The organism is Paenibacillus sp. FSL R7-0204 (assembly GCF_038002225.1).
Taxonomy (GTDB): domain Bacteria; phylum Bacillota; class Bacilli; order Paenibacillales; family Paenibacillaceae; genus Paenibacillus_AQ.
This window is the reverse complement of record NZ_JBBOCA010000001.1, coordinates 4,229,755-4,246,466: the sequence shown is the minus strand read 5'-3', so window position 1 is coordinate 4,246,466 and position 16,712 is coordinate 4,229,755. Positions and strand designations below refer to the sequence as shown.

Sequence of the window (16,712 nt, the reverse complement as noted above, 5' to 3'; positions counted from 1 at the left end):
TAATACTGTATATTAAGCATAGATTAACGATGTATAGGCGAAACAAACAGGAGGAAATGCCGATGAAGGTCAGCAAAGAAATGCTGAAGGGGAGCACGGGGACGATGATCCTCACTCTGCTGCTGGACAGGCCGCTGTATGGGTATGAGCTGATTAAGGAGCTGGAGCAGCGCTCGCAGGGAGTTTTTGCCCTGAAGGAGGGTACGCTCTACCCGATTCTTCATGCGATGGAGAGTGAACGCTGGGTGGAAGCGTATTGGATGGAGGTAGACGGACGCAGACGTAAGTATTACCGGCTACTGGATGAGGGCAGGCACAAGCTTCAGGAGAAGAAGGCAGAATGGGCGCTGTTCAAGGGTGCTATGGATACCGTTCTGGGGGAGGGGAGCGGCTGATGGAGCAGAGTAAGATGGAACTGGAGCGTTATCTGGATACAGTATGCGCAGAGGTTAGAGCCAAAGGGATGCACAGTGAAATTCGGGACGAGCTTAGCGGACACTTCACAGACCTGGTGTCGGAGCGGCTGGAGCTTGGTGCTCCCGAAGAAGAGGCACAGCGGTATGCGATCGCGCAAATGGGAGACCCGCAGGCCGTAGGCAGAGAGCTGCACCAGATTCATAAACCGCGCATTCCCTGGGGGCTGCTGGCCGGTGTAGTATTGTTGTCGGCGGTAAGTCTGCTGGGGATGGCAGCTGTGGAAGCGGGGTTCACTGAGGATCTTATTCCTAATGCTCTAATGTTGCGTCAATCTGTCTTTATCATCCTTGGTCTTATAGCCATGACCGGAATGTTCTTCATCAATTTCAAGCAATTGCAGCGGGCCTCAGGCTTTATCTATGGCGGAGCGCTACTTATGATTGCTGTCAGTCTGTGGCTCGGTCCAGAGATGATGAATGGCAGCAGGCGATATGTTTCTATTCTGGGATTCCCCTTTGATCTGATCGGTTGCAGTCCCTATCTCTTCGTTGTAGCGTTAGCAGGAATTTGGAAAAGACCAAGTGTGCAGAATACTACGGGCGGACGACTGAGGAGTTGGGTGGAGTTTTGCGTGCTGCTGCTGCCTGCGGTCATTTATATTCTTATCCCTTCTTTTGCCGAACTGGTTGTATATCTGGTTGTTGCTTTACCATTATATATAAGGATTACCCGGCGTTGGGTAAGAGTTATGGTTGTTGTTGTAAGCAGTGTATCAGGCATTGTCCTATATGTTTGGAGTCAACTTCATTTGAGTGACCGGAACATTGATGCCTTCTATTTCCATGATGTAGTGACAGGTGCAGGCTATATTAATCGGATCATACAGGGTACGCTTACCTCCGCCGGCTGGAAGGGCCAGGGGTTCGATGGAGCAGGTAACGGGTTGATTTATCCATATACGGATCTGTTTCCCGTGGTGCTGATTCAAACCTTCGGCTGGGCCGGAGGTCTACTACTCCTTGTGTTAACCTGTTGGTTTGTACTCAAAATGTTTTCCTATGCCCGCGCGGTAAGCGACACTTACGGCCGGATGCTGATCTTTGCGGTGACGCTGATGCTCTCGATCCGCTTGCTGTATGGCTTGTCTATACTCAGCGGCAGAATGCCGCTTGTGTCTCTACCGTTCCCGTTCCTGAGCTACGGCCAGCATGTTTTCATTGAATTCGCTGCTGCCGGGCTGTTAATGGGGATTTACCGGCGTAAAGATATGCTCCCAGCGGGTCAAGCTCCATCTTCTCTATAGACGCTCCCTGGGGCTGCACCGTATACTGAAAGGGTAAATATGGGATGAGGCAGGTGAGAAGTAAGCATTGTGAACAAGCTGCGGTATACAGGCACAAAACTCGGATTACTGTTAGGTGCAATGATTGTAAGCGGGGCTGTGCTTCTGGGTGTCATGACAACAGCTACAGCAGCACCCGTGACTCCAGAGATACCGATTACATCAAGTACAATTGTGAAGAAAAACAATCTCCCCGGCGGTTTTGTCTATCTGGATGAGGTTATTCCCTCGGCGCAATATGAGATCCGTTATTATAGTGAGAATAATTTTACCGGCACCAGAGTGGACGGGTATAAGGCACCGCTGGCGATCTTCTCAAAGACTGCCGCTGCTGCGCTGAAGAAGGTTAGCGAGGATCTGGAGCAGAAGGGCTATATCCTGAGAATCTATGACGCTTACCGTCCGCAGCAAGCCGTCAACCACTTCGTGCGCTGGTCGCAGGATGCCGGTGATCTGAAGATGAAGCCGCAGTATTATCCGAAGCTGGACAAGCGCAATCTGTTCAAGCTGGGCTTCATCGCCAAGAAATCGGGGCATTCCCGGGGCAGCACGATTGACCTGACCCTGGCCTGCAAAAGTACAGGCAAGCTGGTGGATATGGGCAGCCCTTATGATTTTTTCGGTGAAATCTCTTACTATAATACGACGCTCATCAGCAGCACCCAGCATGAGAGCCGCAAGATTCTGAAGGATGCGATGACGAAGCAGGGCTTCAAGCCGTACACCAAGGAATGGTGGCATTTCACACTGATCAAGGAGCCTTACCCGAAGCAATATTTCAACTTCAAAGTGGAGTAGGGCTGTTCAAAGCTGTACAGAACGGTTAATGGATAATGTAAGGTTAATCTCTGAAGCATGCGTGCATAATATTGTAATACAGGAGAGGTGGGATCGATTTGTTCAAAAAAATCGCAGCCGTATTCCTTAGTGTAATGTTATTTGCAGCAGGAGCAGGTGTATTGACCAGTGATAACGTTAGTGCCGCCGGCAGCTTGAGGATTATCGTGAACGGTCAGGAATTGCAGACGGCTGGGGCATCGGCTTATACAGACGGACCGGATGCCATGCTTCCGCTACGTGAGACGGTAGAAGCTCTCAAGTATAAGGTCACCTTCAGTGGAGCTACCGGGACATTCCTGCTGGAACGGTTCCAGGAGAGCGTTCAGTTCAGACTGTCCGGTCAGGAGCTTGTGCTGGACGGAAAGAATAAGGTACCGTTTACAGGCGGCTTTGAGTTAAAACAAAAAAAGGCGTACGCACCGCTGTCTTTTTTTGCAGCAATCGGGTTAGTCACTTCCTATAATCCGGCTACAGGCCAGGTTGACGTATACACACCCGAGGTAATGGCTGGTGCCGTAGCAGGTCTGCTGGCAACCGGTAACTATCCGGCGCTGAAGGAGCGGTATTACGCCAATGATGCGGAACCCGCTGCTCTTCCGGCGCTCCAGCAGAGCTGGGAAGGAATTAACACGGCGGCAGGCAGTTACCTCGGAGTGAAATCGACCACAAGCACACAGCAGGCTGGAGTAATGACGATTGTGAGCGTATTGTCATTCACCAAAGCGGAGGCCGTACTGACTCTGGAACTAGGCGCTTCCGGCAAGCTCACCAAGCTGACTCTAACGCCGGTTCAGGCAGCCAGTGAAGTATTGGCCAGCCCGGCCCAATCCTAGGTTCACATAAGACATAACTTCACTTCCAAGGGAGAATTCCACGGCTTAAGTATAGCTGTAGGAATTCTCCCTTTATATTTCTATTGACAGAATGCCGGAAAGAGAGTAATTTTAAATTCGAATTAAACAATGTTTAAATCGTTGATTAGATCAATGATTAAGATTCTGTGACAGAGGAGGGCGACAACCTGTATTATGGTTAAATTGGGCAACAAGGCTGATTCTTCAGATAAAGATACGAAGCAACTGATCCTCGATGCCACGGTTGCGCTGATCCGCGAGGATGGATTCCGCTGCATTACATTACGCAGTATCGCGGCAAGAGCTGAGACCAATCTGGCACTGGTGAATTACCACTACGGCTCCAAGGAGAAGCTGTTCGGCGATGCTGTGAAGCAGCTCGTGGCGACCTTTGACGATGCTTTTAAGGCACTGGAGGATACTTCGCTGCCGCCGAAGGAGCGTATGAAGCTATTTTTCACGCGTTATATTATAAATCTTAGCCGTTATCCCGGGATGGCCCGGCAGATGCTGGATCAGAGACACCATATTATGGGCTCTCACGATGAATATGCGAAATATTCCAAGCTGATGAGAATTGAACGGATTCTTGACGCACTATCTGAGATTACCGGAGAGCAGGACCGTGACAAGCTGATGACAATGACAATGCAGATCTATGGGGCTATCGTATTTCCGGTGATTATGGTGAGCAGTCTCCCGAAGGAGCGTGAGGATCTTCAGCAAATCTTCAAGCTGGCCCCGCTGGAGGAGCAGATTGAAGGGTTGTTTGAGCTGTATTTTCACAAGTATAACTAATCATAAATAGAGAAAAGAGTGGACAAGAGAATGTCAAAATCTATGAATCCAAGTAACACCGCAGCCGCAGAGGCGCCGTTCTCTCTGAGAGCTATACTGCCATCGCTGCTGGCAATTATTGTCGGCATGATCATGGTTATTCTGGACAGCACCGCAGTCAATGTGGCCGTTCCGAATCTGGTGCAATATTTCGATACGGATCTGAAGACTGTTCAATGGGCGATTACCGGCTACACGCTTGCGCTCGCTGCTGTAATTCCGCTGGCAGGCTATATGACGGACCGGTTCGGGTCCAAGCAGGTGTTCCTAACGACCATTGCCATGTTCGTGCTTGGCTCTGTGTTATGCTCTGTAGCTCAGACTTCGGGGCAACTGGTTCTTTTCCGTGTCATTCAAGGTCTTGGCGGCGGCATGGTCGCTCCGATCGGGATGGCGATGGTCTTCAGACTCGCTCCGGCAGAGCGCAGAGGCTCGATCATGGGGATGCTCGGTATTCCAATGCTGCTGGCTCCGGCCCTTGGCCCGATCCTCGCAGGCTATCTGGTGGAGTATGTGAGCTGGCACTGGATTTTCCTGATTAACCTGCCAATTGGTATTGTAGGTATTATTCTTGGCCTTAAATATTTGCCGGTGACCGAGAAAAAGGGAAGAGCCCACCTCGATATCTTCGGAATCATTCTGGCTCCGCTCGCGTTCTCGATGCTGGCTTATGGTGTTAATCAGGGCGGGGGAGAGAGCTGGACTTCAACCGGGGCTATCCTGGGCTTGTCAGTTGGCGGAGCCGCGTTGATCGTCTTTGTCATTGTTGAACTGCTGCAAAAGCATCCGCTGCTGGAGCTGCGCGTCTTCCGTTCCTCGGACTTCACGCGCGGGATTATTCTGTCTTGGGTCACACAGGCGGCATTGTTCGGCTCCATGCTGTTCGTTCCGCTGTATCTTCAGCAGATCCGCAATTACACGCCGCTTGAGACTGGGCTCATCCTGCTTCCCCAGGCGTTGGCTTCCGGAGTAGGGATGCCGCTGGGCGGCCGCCTGTTTGACAAAATCGGTGCGCGTCCGCTGGTATTCGTAGGTCTCAGTATTATATCTACGGCCCTGTTCCTGCTCTCAGGAGTTACAGTAGACACCAGTCTTCCTATTATTATGCTGTGTCTGGTGATGATGGGTCTCGGTATGGGCCTTTCGATGATGCCGGTCAACACCCATGTTCTGAACTCTGCGCCGCGTGAATGGGTGAACCGGGTTACCCCCCTCACCGCCGCTGCCCAGCAGGTTGTGGTATCGTTCGCCGTGGCCGGCATGACCGGGTACCTGACCAGCCAAATTACCGTGCATATGGGTAAAATGGCGGCTGGAAGCAATCCGCTTGCCGCTGCCGTACAGGGCTTCGGGGATGTCTTCTTCCTCTCGGGCTGCATCGCCGTGGCCGGAGTGGTGCTCAGTCTGATTCTGCGCCGTCCGAAGCCAGCAGGCGCTGCACCTTCTCCTGAAGAACAGCAGACGGATGCCGCGATGATGATGGGGCATTAATCGGCTGTAGCTGTTATAGAAGACACACGTTATAGACTAACAAAGAACGTCCCTGACTGCCTGTTGGCAGGGGGACGTTTTTTGTTGTTCTCAATGAATGATGCGGGGAAGGGAGAGTGTTAGTAGAAGAGGGGCGTTAGGTGCGGGGCGGATGTAGGGAGAAAACCGAATGCATGGGCGGGTGTAGAGGCGCGTGAGCCGAATGTAATCGAAAAACCGATTACAATTGGATCGGGAGCGGCGTGTGAGCCGAATGTAATCGAAAAACCGATTACAATTGGACCGGGAGCGGCGCGTGAGCCGAATGTAATCGAAAAACCGATTACAATTGGACCGGGTGGTCATACCCCTGTCAAGTAGACAGATGAAAAAAGCTAAGCAGCCAGCGCGTGTCGATACTCAATCGGCGCGCGCTGTTTCAGTTTCGCCTGAAAACGTTGGTAATTGTAAAAGTAGATATACTCCTCAACGGCTTGATGAATCTCTGCTTCTGACTTACACTGGTGAAGGTACAACTTTTCTGTCTTCAGATGCGAAAAGAAGGATTCGATGCAGGCGTTATCCAGGCAGGTTGCTTTGCGAGAGTGGCTGCCCTTGACGCTGAATGCCTCTAATCGTGTGTTGTACGCCTGAGACGTGTACTGAAAGCCTTGGTCCGAATGGAGCACGGCCTCAGACACGTCTCTTTTCCGTGTCCACTGTTCAACGGTATCTAAGACGAGGTTTACGTCGTTTCGCTCCGAGATCTGCCAAGCTACAATCTCATTGTTAAAGAGGTCCTGAATCGCAGACAGATAATAAAAACGGGTGCCGTCTGAGATATATGTGATGTCCGTTACTAGCTTCTGCTGAGGTGCTGTCGCATGAAACTTACGCTTTAATCGGTTCGGGTAGACCACGGAAGGAGTAGAGCCCGCACGACTCCTTTTCTTGCGAATGACAGACTGGATCGATAGCTCTTTCATGAGCCGCCATACCTTCTTGTGGTTGACGAGGTAGCCTGCCTCCCGCAGGGCTGCCTGCATTCGAGGGTACCCGAAATAGGGATGAACCAGGTGAATAGCCACCATATGCTCTTTAATGGCGTGCTCTTGCTCATGGGCATCCATTCGTCGAACCTCTGCACCTCGCCACTTGTAGTAATTTGCCCGCGATACCTCTGCAATGGCTAATAGGCGGGTGATGCCATGTTGGTCACGTAGTTCTTCAATTACGGCGTATTTGTCGTGCAGTCCAAGCTTCCCTCCCTTTACAGATTTGGATACCGCTTTTTTAAGTAGTCCACCTGTGCCTTTAAGTAATCTCGTTCTTCTTCTATACTGGCAAATGTAGAACGTGGACGTCCTTTTAAAGGGCTTGTTGCCCCTTTTTGTGTATCGAGTGGCTCCCCATTCCGATATTTCTTTACCCATACTTTAAGCTGGGTACAGTTCACAATCCCCAACCTGTCGGAGACGACCTTATAGCTCTCACCTCCTGTAAAATAGGCTTGAATAGCCTCTTTCTTGAATGCCTCCGTGTACGATTGAAACACTTGTCCCTTTTTGGCCATACCAAAATCCCCTCCAAGTTCACTCATTTCCTCATGTTAACACATGAGGTTTTTTCGAGTGTCTACTTAAAGGGGATAATACCAGGGAGCGGCGCGTGAGCCGAATGTAATCGAAAAACCGATTACAATTGGATCGGGAGCGGTGGATGAACGTCTAAGGCAATTGTCCCGCAACCACTCGATCTGCCAGAAGAACCTATTAGTGCGCCCGCCGCTTCTTCAGCAGCCTTGTCGGCGGAACCATATGCAGCTTGCCCAGCAGCTCGGAGGCCAGAATTCCCAGCAGGACAAGGGCGGCACCGGTATAGCCCTGGAGCGAGAGCTGTTCGTGTACGAACAAGTATCCGAAGAAGGCAGCGAATACCGGCTCCAGTGCGAAGATCAGACCGGTGCGGGTCGGTGTAGTGTATTTCTGGGCAACCGGCTGCAGGATGAACCCGCAGGCGCTGCAAAAGATCCCCAGAGCCAGAATCGCGATCCAGCCCGGAAGGGTGGACGGCAGCGAAGGTGTCTCGAAGATAGCAGATAGAATCAGGGCATAGCCACCGGCGAATCCGAGTTGCAGAATGCCGATGTTCAGCGAGTCGCAGGTCTTGACCGCCCGGCCCGTCACTAGAATCTGCACCGCATAGAATACTGCGGACAGAATACAGAGGAGATCACCCGGCTGGACTTGCAGCGATCCGTTCAGCGTAAGCAGCCCGATGCCGCTGATGGCGAGCACGGCGCCGAAGATTTGCGGGGGAGCGACTTTTTTTCTAAATACCAGAACCTCAAGCATAGGAACAAAGACAACGGTCAACGCAACCAGGAATCCGGCATTAGAGGTCGTGGTCGTCTTCAGCCCAAAGGTGATGCAAGTGAATACGCCAAGCAGCAGGAAGCCGAGCAAGGCTCCGTATTTCAAGGTTCTGGCATCCACACTGCTCAGCCGTTTGCGGAACAGCAGCCCCGCCAGGATGAATGCAAGCCCGAAGCGCAGTGCGATCAGATTGAATTCTCCCAGTGTACCCAGTCCCAGCTTCATGAACAGGTAAGAGGAGCCCCAGAACAGAGTTACTACAATGAGCATTAGCTCGGCCTTAAGCGGCTTCATTCCTTCATCATCCTTCTTTATTTCAAGTGAGTATAGTATAATACGCTCGAATACATAAGGTAACTGAATGTTTATCATAGGATACATGAGGAATTGTCATGCTTAGTGAGGGGGCTGGACATGAGTCTGATTAAGTACGAGGTGTTCTTGAAAGTGGTGGAGCTGGGCAGTCTTACGAAGGCAGCGGAGGCGCTGGGCTTCACCCAATCCGGCATCAGCCATACGATCAGCAGTCTGGAGCAGGAGTTCGGCTTCCCGCTGCTCGTGCGCAGCCGATCAGGCGTGAAGCTGACGGTGAACGGGGAGCAGGTGCTTCAGCCGATCCGGGAGATTCTGAATTGGAATGAGCAGCTTAAGCAGCAGGTAACGGATATTCACGGCCTGGAGACGGGGACGATCACGATCGGCACCTTCACCAGTGTCTCTGTGCATTGGCTGCCGGATATCATCAAGCAGTTCCGTGAGGAATATCCGTACATTGAGTTCAAGCTGATGGAGGGTGGTTATCTGGAGATTGAGCAGTGGATCGAGGCTGGGGTGGTTGATTGCGGCTTCCTCTCATTGCCGACAAGGGAGCGGTTCGAGGTCATTCCGCTGAAGCAGGACCGGATGCTGGCGGTCCTGCCGCTCGGCCATCCGCTGAGTAAGGCCCCTTATATGCCGCTGGCCCAGATCGCCTACGAGGACTTCATCATTCCGAAGCCCGGCTCGGATTATGATGTGCAGCGGGTGCTGGAGAAGGCCGGGATTAAGCCGAACATCAAGTTCTCGGCCGGGGACGATTACGCCATTATTGCCATGGTGGAAAAAGGCCTGGGCATCAGCATCCTTCCAGAGCTGGTCACCCGGTTCCAGTATGAGCGTGTAGCCATGCTCGAGCTGGAGGAGCGGAGCTTCCGTTCCCTGGGCATCGCAGTCAACTCGATGAAATATGCTTCACCTGCCACGCGGCGGTTCTTGCAGCATGTACAGCACTGGTCGTTTAGCCAAGGAGCCATTTAACTTGCTAAAAAAGCGCAAAAAGGCATGTTTTCTATGTTGAAAACATGCCTTTTTGCCAAGTGCATCCGCGTATCATCTGCTTAATTTGCGCCCTTCATTGTCGAGAAACAACAGCTCGTAATATTTTTTGGGCCGCCCCTTACTGTTGTCCCTTTTTTCAAATACTGTTTGTACGAGTTTACTTTCCTCGATTTTGTTAAGAATTCGGTTGGCACCTTTGACGGTCATGGACAGGCACTGTGCAACATCCTCGGAGGACAGTTTATTGGTTCGCATGATTTCTGCATAGGATATGATTTTCTGTAAATTGATGTTGTTGATTCCGATCCTTTTGGCTAACGCAATGATTTCCGGGTCCCCCTGTTCAGAGAACTGGATGACATTCATGCTGCGCATGGGGCCGGCAACCTTCTGATTCTCGTCTATGAAAAAGCTGGAACTGCCCGGATAGGCTTCCGCCTGTCTGTGAGCCTTGGTGGCGTTAACGTTCGCTTGAAAATATTCATGCCCCGAGCCCCACCCGATCTTCACCTTGTCCTGTATGCGCTCCTCCAGATACTCCAGCAGGGAGCAGTTATGAGCGTTAGAGGTGATTCTCATGAAGTTGCCGTAGGTGGTGTACAGTCTGACATAGCCATCCGAAATTTGCGTTGTGTCTGCCAGGTTTATATCGTGCAGAAACCTGCCGACCAGGACTTTCAGCTCATGAAGCTCCTCTTCGGAGGACTGCTGATTCTTTTGGACCGATAGACATGCAACCACTGCCCTCTGGTTCTTAAGCTTGAGGATGGTAATTTCGTTGATGATCTCGCTGATGGTCTCTTTAACGCTCTTCAAAGTGGGCCGGATTAAGATATATTTGACGCCGTGCTTTTGGAGTTCTGGAACAAAGTGGCCGAACGCCGTGATAGACAGATCTATTTTCTTATCTTCCCATAGCGTGATATGGTTCTCCAGCATGGTCTCCACCCGCTCAAGCAGATTTCCGCTGTTAACGGGCTTTCCTTCATGAGTCAGGTATTGCTGGAATTCGCTGAAAGACTCGATGATATACGCATAATCCACATAGATCCGGGAGATATCAAGTTCAGGTTCTGTAACCAGCAGCCGGAAAAGCTCTCTGTACAGCAGGTTCTCATCATCATGCAAAATGTGAACAGGTACCTTGTCATCCAGGCATTCCTTGTCGATGGCCTCGTAAAGCATTCTCCCGCTGATCACAAATCCATCCACCGAATCCAGGTTTTTGAGATAAATGTCCGTTGTTTCCCGGAAGTTGCTGATGATAAGGAAGCGGAACTGGCATAGGGGCCGCATTTCTTCTTCAATAGCGCGGAAATAATCCATATGGGACTCTGGCGTGATAATACCCAGCTTGATTTTCATAATTGATTCCTTTCATGAACAGTTCAATCAAAAGAGTTATATCACAATAAATGTGATATTACAATGTTCCATCAGTCCTTGAAATAATGTTCTTAAAATGTCTAAAAATATATTGACAGCGAATAAAAATGCCAGTACGATAAAAGTGTTCTTAAAAAGTCTTAAAATAAAAAGGGGAGATAATGTTTACTCTAACTAAACGTTCATTTAATTCATGTTGCGGGAGATGTTCATTGTGAGTGAAGAAGCTGAAGACTTAATGAGTATGGCTCATCAGCTGCAGGACAAAATGGTCATGTACAGGCATCATCTTCATGCGGTTCCAGAGCTTGATCTAAGTTTGCCTAAGACAACTGCATACGTAAAAGAGGCATTGGAATCGATGGGGCTTAAGCCCACTCCCGTCGGGGAATCAGGGCTAACAGTTACCATTGGCGGACAGCATGGCGGGAAGGTGGTTCTAATCCGTGCGGATATGGACGCTTTGCCCATTCAAGAAGAAACGGATCTGTCTTACGCGTCGTTGAACAGTAACATGCACGCCTGCGGCCACGACATGCATACTACCATGCTGCTCGGAGCAGCCGAGATCTTGAAGGCTAACGAAGCTGAGCTTCGCGGGACGGTTAAGCTTATGTTTCAGCCGGGTGAAGAGACGCTGCACGGGGCACAGATGATGCTGGAGCATGGGATTCTGGGCAATCCCAAGGTGGATGCAGCCATGATGCTTCATGTGTTGACCGGAATGCCACTTCCTATGGGGCAATTTGTAGTGCCTGAGGAAGGCGGAGCGATATCAGCTTCTTCGGATTGGTTCGAAATCATCATCCGGGGAAGGGGCTCACATGGCGCAATGCCCGAGGCCGCAGTGGACCCCTTAAATGTAGCGGCTCATCTTCATCTGGCGCTGCAAGGTATCCTTAGCCGGGAAATATCACCGATTGATAATGCAGTCCTTACCATTGGCGTGATGGAAGGCGGAACGACGAACAACGTGATTCCCGATATGGCCAGATTGAAAGGCAGCGTGCGCACATTTAATGCTGCATTGCGGGATAAAATGGAGAACCGTATCCGCGAAATTGCCGCAGGAATCGGAGGGACTTTTCAGGCAAAACTGGAAGTGATCTATACGCGGGGGTGTCCTGAGGTGAAAACGGATGGCGGGCTTAACGGGCAAATGAGGGCTTCGATTGCAAATACCTTTGGGGACGGCTCCTACATCGGTATAACTGAGCTGGTTCCCGGCGGTAAATTAATGGGCTCGGAAGATTTCGCATTTGTATCTCAGGCGGTGCCAAGTACCACTGTGTTTCTTAACGCAGGCAATATCGAAGAAGGTTATAGTTACCCTGTACACCATCCAAAGACGATGTTCTCGGATGAGGTGCTTCATAGAGGGGCTGCGGCTTACGCAGCTTTTGCCAGAGACTGGCTTGAAAATAACAGATAAGCTCTAAACCAAACTTAGGAGGAATTACAATGACAGAGAGACGTATGATTGGACCGACCAAATTTGAAGAGTACTCGGAGAAATACAAGGAATTCCTGTTAATGACACGCCGTGACGGTATCCTTGAAGTGCGTCTTCACACCGATGGAGGTTCGTACACGCACAATTGGGAAGCTCATACCGCATGGTCTCATGCCTGGTCAGATATTGGCCGTGACCCTGAGAACGAAGTCATGATTATTACGGGAACCGGGGATAAATGGCTGATTGGCGACCCTGAGGTCTGGAACACGAAATTTATGGACTGGCCGAAGCAAAAGAAGCTCGAACAGTATCATGAATCGCTGAGATTACTTGAGAATTTGATCTTCTGCATTGACATTCCGACCATCGGGGCGGTCAACGGGCCGGGAACGCACTGCGAACTTGCAACGCTCTGTGATATTACGATTTGTACGGAAGACGCGGACTTTTTTGATCCGCATTATCTGGGAGGCACGCCTCCGGGAGATGGAATGCTGCTCACACTGCAGAGCATGATCGGGTTCAAAAAAGCAGCCTACTACGCCTATACCGGCAAGAATATCAATGGTCAGACCGCATTGGACCTGGGTATCGTCAGTGAAGTTCTGCCCCGCGAAAAGCTTCTTCCGCGCGCATGGGAGCTGGCGGAGATGATCATGCAGGCACCGCGTTCAACGAGACATCTGTCTCACTCCATTATCTCCCGGCCATGGAAGCAGGCTCTGGTCGCTGATCAAGGGTTCCAGCTTGCCCACCAGATGTACGACATGGCCATTGATGAAGAAGGAGCGCTGGAACGCCTGAAGAAAATGCAAGGACGCCTGATGGGCAACGATGTTCAATAGAAAGATGACCGGACCTACCCGGCTCGAAGAATACTCGGAGAAGTACAAGGACTTGTTCCTCATGACCCGACGCGGCGGCATCCTCGAAGTGCGCATGCACACTGACGGGGGACCTTTGCAATTCGACTGGCCGGTCCAAGCGGCATATGGTCAGGTATGGTCAGATATTGGCCGTGATTCTGAGAATGAGGTCATGATTCTTACAGGGACAGGAGAGTTATGGCAGACCGGCAATCCTGAAGTCTGGAAAAGAAAATTCATGGATTGGCCGAATCGCCGGAAGCTGGAAATGTACCATGAATCACTCCGGATGATTGAAAATATGGTTCATTGCCTGGGCATCCCCACGATTGGGGCGATCAATGGCACAGGCGCACACTGGCAATTGGGAACGCTTTGTGATATTACCATTTGTACGGATGACACAGCCTTCTTCGATGCCCATTATCTGGGTGGTGTACCGCCCGGAGATGGAATCGTCCTGGCACTTCAAAGGATACTGGGAACCAAGAAAGCGGCATACTATGCATACACGGGCTTGAATATTAATGCTCAAGAGGCATTAGATCTAGGTCTGGTCAGTGAGGTATTGCCTCGTGAACAGCTTCTTCCACGGGCATGGGAGCTGGCAGAGATGATCATGCAGGCCCCCCGCTCTACAAGACATCTTACGCATTCGATTGTGGCGCACCCGTGGAAACAAGCTTTGGCACAGAATCAGGGTCTTCAGCTTACTCAGCAATTGGTTGACATGGCGATTGATGAAGAGGGGATTCATGAACGGCTGATGAAGCTTAAGGAACGTTTTCAGAGGAATGACAACTGAGAAGGGATAAGGGTGCTATGAGATCGTTGACTGAGCTATTCAAGATTGGCAGCGGACCGTCCAGCTCCCATACCATGGGGCCGGAGAAGGCAGCCGGAATCTTCAAAGCAGAAAATGAAGACGCAGACCAGTTCAAGGCACTGATCTATGGTTCCCTTGCCAAAACAGGTAAAGGCCATATGACGGACAAGGCTATTATTCGGGCACTCTATCCCGTCCGGACGGAGGTTCAATTTGTTCCGCAGCCTGACTTTGATTTGCCTCATCCCAATACAATGGACTTGTTCGCTTACCAGGACGGTCAGCAAACAGCCTCCATGCGTGTTGCCAGTATCGGCGGCGGGGAGATCGTGATTGATGGGCGGGAGGAGAAGCGGGGACCTGATGTCTACCCGGAGAACAGCTTTGCAGAGATCAGTGCCTATTGTAAAGCGAATCATATCCGTCTAAGCGATTACGTCGAGCAGCGTGAAGGCCTACAGATCTGGGAGTTCCTCCAAGGCATCTGGGAAGCGATGAAGCGGTCGATCGACGAAGGACTGTCTGTCACAGGTATTCTGGAGGGCGGCCTGAATGTCGAACGCAAGGCGAAATATCTGTATCATCAGGGGACTGTGGATGAGAGCCCGGAGACGCGGGAGAACCGGATCGTCAGCGCGTACGCTTTTGCCGTCAATGAACAGAATGCGGCCGCCGGTACAGTCGTAACGGCTCCAACCTGCGGGGCCTGCGGTGTTGTCCCCGCCTCGCTCCGTTATATGCAGGAGAAGCTGCTGGTCCCGGACGAACAGATTCTACGGGCGCTGGCCGTCGGCGGGCTCATTGGCAATCTGGTCAAGCATAACGCCTCGATCAGCGGCGCTCAGTGCGGCTGCCAGGCGGAGGTTGGCACGGCTTGCTCTATGGCAGCAGCTGCACTGGCTGAACTGTCCGGGATGGAGATCGGCCAGATTGAGTATGCAGCGGAGGTGGCCATGGAGCACCACCTGGGGTTAACCTGCGATCCGATTAACGGACTGGTTCAGATCCCTTGCATTGAGCGGAACGCTGTCGGTGCGATGCGGGCAATCAATGCGCTGAGTCTGGCCAAATTCTTGTCGGGTACCCGTAAAATATCCTTTGATCTGGTTGTTCAGACCATGTATCAGACAGGCTTAGATATGAACAGCAGGTACCGTGAAACTTCAGAGGGCGGGCTCGCTAAGTTCTACAACATGGGCAGTTAAATGATTATGAACTGATATAGACGAAGAACGTCCCTTTACTGCCAGTTGAACTGTGACCCACAAGAAAGACACTTTGAAAAAAGTGACCTTCTTGTGGGTCTTTTGTGTTTTAATCAGAATATTGGAAAAGGAGCGGGATAAGGCTGTGGGAAACTTAAATCGAACCCTATTTACGGAGGATAGCATCAGAAGATTAGAGAAGAATCCAAATGTTCAGCGAGTATCCGAGACGAATATTTCGTATACTGCTGAGTTTAAGTTATCGGCAGTGAAGGCCTACAACGAGGGGACACCCCCGTCAGAAATATTTCTTAGGGCGGGCTTTGACCTGGATCTCATCGGTTCTAAAAAACCAAAGCATAGTTTGAAACGCTGGAGAGATAGCTTTGCTAAATATGGTGAACTTGGACTACTGGAAGAACGGCGTGGCAAAGGCAGCGCTGGGCGAAAGCCTGCGAGTCCCTTGTCTGCTGACGAAGAACTGAAGCGCGCAAAGGCGAAGATCAAATTACTAGAAGCTGAGGTCGACTTTCTAAAAAAGCTCGAAGCGCTCGAACGGAACAAAGGAAGACCTTAACCCCTTCGGAGCGCTACGAGATCATTTATCACACCCTGAGAGCCCATGGACTCAACCGCATGACGCGTTATCTCTGTGAAGTCGCCGCCGTGAGCACCAGTGGCTATTACAGATGGCTGGGCTCCGAGCAAAGACGCCAACTTCGTACAGCCGACGACGAGCGTGACCTTGTTCTCATTAAGCAACACTTCGACGCCTTACAAGGAAGAGCTGGCGCTTTGGTGATTAAGATGCGTTTGGAGCATCTCAGCGGGGTCACCATGAACCACAAGAAGATTCGCCGATTAATGCGTAAGTTTAACCTTGTCGCGGCCATACGGCAAGCGAACCCGTACCGTAAGATGGCAAAGGCTACGCAGGAGCATCAGACCTGTGCCAATTTACTGAAACGCCAATTTGACCAGAAAGAGCCGGAGAAAGTCTTTCTAACCGATATCACGTACCTGCGGTACGGAAACGGACAGTGGGCTTATCTATCGTGCGTAAAAGATGGAGCAACAAGACAAATTCTTGCCGACTGTGTAGCAGGGACACTAGAGTTACCACTCGTTGAAAAGACCATTCGGCGCCTGCTGGAACGGCTGGATGGAAACCTTCATCCAGAAGCCATTTTCCACTCCGATCAGGGCATGCACTACACGCATCCTAAAACTCGTCTCCAAATGGAGCAGGCAGGTTTTCAACAGTCCATGTCCCGTAAAGGGAACTGTTGGGACAATGCATCAATGGAGTCATTCTTTGGGCACATGAAAGATGAAATGAGCGTTCGAGATTGTCAGAATCTTACGGAAGTCAGGGCTCGTGTTTCGGAATATATTGCCTACTATAACTCCGAGCGATACCAATGGACATTAAAAAAGATGACTCCTGACGAATTCAGAAGTCATCTCCTTGCGAGCTAGCTCTAGGGTATTTCTTTTAAACCGTCCTCAAATTGGGTCACA

At 50.9% G+C, this 16,712-nt stretch carries 16 protein-coding genes; 12 read left to right on the top strand and 4 right to left on the bottom strand.

The window, feature by feature from the left end:
- Positions 1–62 precede the first annotated feature (62 nt).
- The 6 genes from MKX42_RS18710 to MKX42_RS18685 all read left to right on the top strand — a co-directional run bounded on the left by MKX42_RS18710 (position 63) and on the right by MKX42_RS18685 (position 5,781).
- Positions 63–395, top strand: coding sequence for a PadR family transcriptional regulator (locus MKX42_RS18710; RefSeq protein WP_036728783.1), 333 nt, complete (start codon positions 63–65; stop codon positions 393–395).
- Positions 395–1,720, top strand: a complete 1,326-nt coding sequence (locus MKX42_RS18705) for an FtsW/RodA/SpoVE family cell cycle protein (RefSeq protein WP_340753824.1) — start codon at positions 395–397, stop codon at positions 1,718–1,720. Before MKX42_RS18710 ends, MKX42_RS18705 begins: the two co-directional genes overlap by 1 nt.
- 69 nt (positions 1,721–1,789) lie before the next feature.
- Entirely contained in the window at positions 1,790–2,557 is a 768-nt protein-coding gene (locus tag MKX42_RS18700; RefSeq protein WP_340753823.1) for a M15 family metallopeptidase, read from the top strand.
- 98 nt (positions 2,558–2,655) lie between these two features.
- Complete coding sequence (locus MKX42_RS18695) at positions 2,656–3,432, top strand: stalk domain-containing protein (protein WP_340753822.1); 777 nt, start codon at positions 2,656–2,658, stop codon at positions 3,430–3,432.
- Positions 3,433–3,627: 195 nt separating this feature from the next.
- Positions 3,628–4,251: a TetR/AcrR family transcriptional regulator gene (locus tag MKX42_RS18690; protein ID WP_340753821.1), complete on the top strand. Its 624-nt coding sequence runs from the start codon at positions 3,628–3,630 to the stop codon at positions 4,249–4,251.
- A 42-nt stretch (positions 4,252–4,293) separates the two neighbouring features.
- Positions 4,294–5,781, top strand: coding sequence for a DHA2 family efflux MFS transporter permease subunit (locus MKX42_RS18685; protein ID WP_340753820.1), 1,488 nt, complete (start codon positions 4,294–4,296; stop codon positions 5,779–5,781).
- A 374-nt stretch (positions 5,782–6,155) separates the two neighbouring features.
- On the opposite strand, the gene MKX42_RS18680 is transcribed toward MKX42_RS18685, so the two are convergent.
- The 3 genes from MKX42_RS18680 to MKX42_RS18675 all read right to left on the bottom strand — a co-directional run bounded on the left by MKX42_RS18680 (position 6,156) and on the right by MKX42_RS18675 (position 8,429).
- Positions 6,156–7,109: an IS3 family transposase gene (locus MKX42_RS18680; protein WP_445669363.1), complete on the bottom strand. Its 954-nt coding sequence runs from the start codon at positions 7,107–7,109 to the stop codon at positions 6,156–6,158.
- Positions 7,031–7,333, bottom strand: coding sequence for a transposase (locus MKX42_RS33460; protein WP_445669297.1), 303 nt, complete (start codon positions 7,331–7,333; stop codon positions 7,031–7,033). The genes MKX42_RS18680 and MKX42_RS33460 overlap by 79 nt, the downstream gene beginning before the upstream one ends.
- A 199-nt stretch (positions 7,334–7,532) precedes the next feature.
- Positions 7,533–8,429, bottom strand: a complete 897-nt coding sequence (locus tag MKX42_RS18675; protein WP_340753819.1) for a DMT family transporter — start codon at positions 8,427–8,429, stop codon at positions 7,533–7,535.
- A 120-nt stretch (positions 8,430–8,549) separates the two neighbouring features.
- Between MKX42_RS18675 and MKX42_RS18670 the strand changes: the two genes are divergently transcribed.
- Positions 8,550–9,431, top strand: coding sequence for a LysR family transcriptional regulator (locus tag MKX42_RS18670; protein ID WP_340753818.1), 882 nt, complete (start codon positions 8,550–8,552; stop codon positions 9,429–9,431).
- A gap of 72 nt (positions 9,432–9,503) precedes the next feature.
- On the opposite strand, the gene MKX42_RS18665 is transcribed toward MKX42_RS18670, so the two are convergent.
- Entirely contained in the window at positions 9,504–10,817 is a 1,314-nt protein-coding gene (locus tag MKX42_RS18665; RefSeq protein ID WP_340753817.1) for a transcriptional regulator, read from the bottom strand.
- Positions 10,818–11,043: 226 nt separating this feature from the next.
- On the opposite strand from MKX42_RS18665, the gene MKX42_RS18660 reads away from it, so the two are divergent.
- From MKX42_RS18660 to MKX42_RS18635, 5 genes are all read left to right on the top strand, one after another.
- Positions 11,044–12,270 (top strand): M20 metallopeptidase family protein, encoded by a 1,227-nt coding sequence (locus MKX42_RS18660; protein WP_340753816.1) that lies wholly within the window; start codon positions 11,044–11,046, stop codon positions 12,268–12,270.
- A gap of 29 nt (positions 12,271–12,299) precedes the next feature.
- Complete coding sequence (locus tag MKX42_RS18655; RefSeq protein ID WP_076077911.1) at positions 12,300–13,139, top strand: enoyl-CoA hydratase/isomerase family protein; 840 nt, start codon at positions 12,300–12,302, stop codon at positions 13,137–13,139.
- Positions 13,129–13,965 carry an enoyl-CoA hydratase/isomerase family protein gene (locus tag MKX42_RS18650; RefSeq protein WP_340753815.1) on the top strand — a complete coding sequence of 279 codons (837 nt, stop codon included), beginning with the start codon at positions 13,129–13,131 and terminating at the stop codon, positions 13,963–13,965. Before MKX42_RS18655 ends, MKX42_RS18650 begins: the two co-directional genes overlap by 11 nt.
- Before the next feature lie 17 nt (positions 13,966–13,982).
- Positions 13,983–15,191, top strand: a complete 1,209-nt coding sequence (locus MKX42_RS18645) for an L-serine ammonia-lyase, iron-sulfur-dependent, subunit alpha (RefSeq protein WP_340753814.1) — start codon at positions 13,983–13,985, stop codon at positions 15,189–15,191.
- Positions 15,192–15,336: 145 nt separating this feature from the next.
- Positions 15,337–16,670, top strand: a protein-coding gene (locus tag MKX42_RS18635) for an IS3 family transposase (RefSeq protein ID WP_445669382.1) whose coding sequence is annotated in 2 segments (ribosomal slippage) — positions 15,337–15,718 and positions 15,718–16,670 — 1,335 coding nt in all. Because the reading frame shifts where the segments join, the coding sequence is not laid out codon by codon here.
- The last annotated feature ends 42 nt before the right edge of the window (positions 16,671–16,712 follow it).

Coding starts and splice junctions, on each gene's coding strand:
- MKX42_RS18710 (WP_036728783.1), top strand. CDS start 63: ATGAAGGTCAGCAAAGAAATGCTGAAGGGGAGCACGGGGACGATGATC.
- MKX42_RS18705 (WP_340753824.1), top strand. CDS start 395: ATGGAGCAGAGTAAGATGGAACTGGAGCGTTATCTGGATACAGTATGC.
- MKX42_RS18690 (WP_340753821.1), top strand. CDS start 3,628: ATGGTTAAATTGGGCAACAAGGCTGATTCTTCAGATAAAGATACGAAG.
- MKX42_RS18685 (WP_340753820.1), top strand. CDS start 4,294: ATGAATCCAAGTAACACCGCAGCCGCAGAGGCGCCGTTCTCTCTGAGA.
- MKX42_RS33460 (WP_445669297.1), bottom strand. CDS start 7,333: ATGGCCAAAAAGGGACAAGTGTTTCAATCGTACACGGAGGCATTCAAG.
- MKX42_RS18675 (WP_340753819.1), bottom strand. CDS start 8,429: ATGAAGCCGCTTAAGGCCGAGCTAATGCTCATTGTAGTAACTCTGTTC.
- MKX42_RS18670 (WP_340753818.1), top strand. CDS start 8,550: ATGAGTCTGATTAAGTACGAGGTGTTCTTGAAAGTGGTGGAGCTGGGC.
- MKX42_RS18665 (WP_340753817.1), bottom strand. CDS start 10,817: ATGAAAATCAAGCTGGGTATTATCACGCCAGAGTCCCATATGGATTAT.
- MKX42_RS18660 (WP_340753816.1), top strand. CDS start 11,044: ATGTTCATTGTGAGTGAAGAAGCTGAAGACTTAATGAGTATGGCTCAT.
- MKX42_RS18655 (WP_076077911.1), top strand. CDS start 12,300: ATGACAGAGAGACGTATGATTGGACCGACCAAATTTGAAGAGTACTCG.
- MKX42_RS18650 (WP_340753815.1), top strand. CDS start 13,129: ATGTTCAATAGAAAGATGACCGGACCTACCCGGCTCGAAGAATACTCG.
- MKX42_RS18645 (WP_340753814.1), top strand. CDS start 13,983: ATGAGATCGTTGACTGAGCTATTCAAGATTGGCAGCGGACCGTCCAGC.